The sequence below is a fragment of the Thauera sp. 63 genome, assembly GCF_000310165.2.
GTDB classification, from domain to species: Bacteria; Pseudomonadota; Gammaproteobacteria; order Burkholderiales; family Rhodocyclaceae; genus Thauera; species Thauera humireducens.
Genome location: NZ_AMXC01000078.1, coordinates 1 through 1,225, shown reverse-complemented (window position 1 = coordinate 1,225; position 1,225 = coordinate 1). Strand labels below are relative to the sequence as shown.

The 1,225-nt window shown below is 62.8% G+C and carries 1 protein-coding gene; it reads left to right on the top strand.

Annotation, left to right across the window (positions count from 1 at the left end):
- Positions 1–94: 94 nt before the first annotated feature.
- Positions 95–1,078, top strand: coding sequence for an IS5 family transposase (locus C664_RS20010; protein ID WP_004261291.1), 984 nt, complete (start codon positions 95–97; stop codon positions 1,076–1,078).
- Positions 1,079–1,225: the final 147 nt, after the last annotated feature.

Genomic DNA, 1,225 nt, shown 5'->3' with positions numbered 1-1,225 from the left:
TAAGGCAACGCTGATTTATTCGCCCAGCGGCACCCGTCAGTTGGCATGCTCTTGAGACAATAGCGGCTGCTGAGCCACGATGAGACCTCAATCGATGCAATCGAGCTTTTCCGAGCTGGAGTACGCCGGGAAGAAGAAGCAGACGCGGCGCGACCGTTTCCTGGCCGAGATCGAAGCGGTGACGCCGTGGTCGGCGCTCGAGGCAGAGATCGAACCGTTCTATCCGAAGGGTGGCGGTCGCGGCCGTCCGCCGATCGGGGTGGCACGGATGCTGAGGATGTATGTTGCTCAGCAGTGCTTCGGTCTGTCGGATGAAGGGATCGAGGACGCCATCTACGACAGCCAGTCGATCCGCGCCTTCGTCGGCATCGACCTGGCCCGCGAGGCGGCGCCCGACGCGACCACGCTGTTGAAGTTCCGTCGGCTGCTGGAGACGCACGGGCTCACCCAGAAGATCTTCGAGGCGATCAAGTCGCATCTGGCAGACAAGGGGCTGATGATGCGCGAAGGCACCATCGTTGACGCGACGATCATCGCCGCAGCGCCTTCGACCAAGAACCGCGCCAAGGCGCACGACCCGGAGATGCACCAGGCGAAGAAGGGCAACCAGTGGTACTTCGGGATGAAGGCGCACATCGGCGTCGATGCCGAGTCCGGGTTGGTGCATGCGGTCGTGGCGACGGCGGCCAACGTAAGCGACGTGAGCCAGACACACAAGCTGCTGCACGGCGAGGAGACGGAGGTGCTCGGTGATGCGGGCTACCAGGGTGCCGACAAACGCGAAGAGAACCGCGACACCCCGGTGAGCTGGCACATCGCACTGAAGCGCAGCAAGCGCAAGGCGCTGCCAGCCAACCGGCTGGGGAAGCTGCTTGAGCAGCTCGAGCGCGCCAAGGCGAGCATTCGGGCCAAGGTCGAGCACCCGTTCCATGTGATCAAGAACCTCTTCAAGCACAAGAAGACCCGCTACCGTGGGCTGGCGAAGAACGAAGCGCAACTGTTCTCGCTGTTCGGTCTGGCCAATCTGTTCCTGGCGCGCCGACCGTTGTTGGCGCTCTATGCCCGAGGTGCGTCCTGAGGGGGCACCAAGGTGCGAAAGCGGAGGGGAACGGCCCAGGGCCGACTCGACCTGAAGCATCAAATGCCATCGAACTCGAGAGGCCGTCACGGATACGCCCTCAAAATCGGTCCGCGGGTACTTGAACATGATTTGTTCAGCACGTCC

Bases quoted from the DNA above. Each gene is read 5' to 3' on its own strand.
- C664_RS20010 (WP_004261291.1), top strand. From the start codon at position 95: ATGCAATCGAGCTTTTCCGAGCTGGAGTACGCCGGGAAGAAGAAGCAG.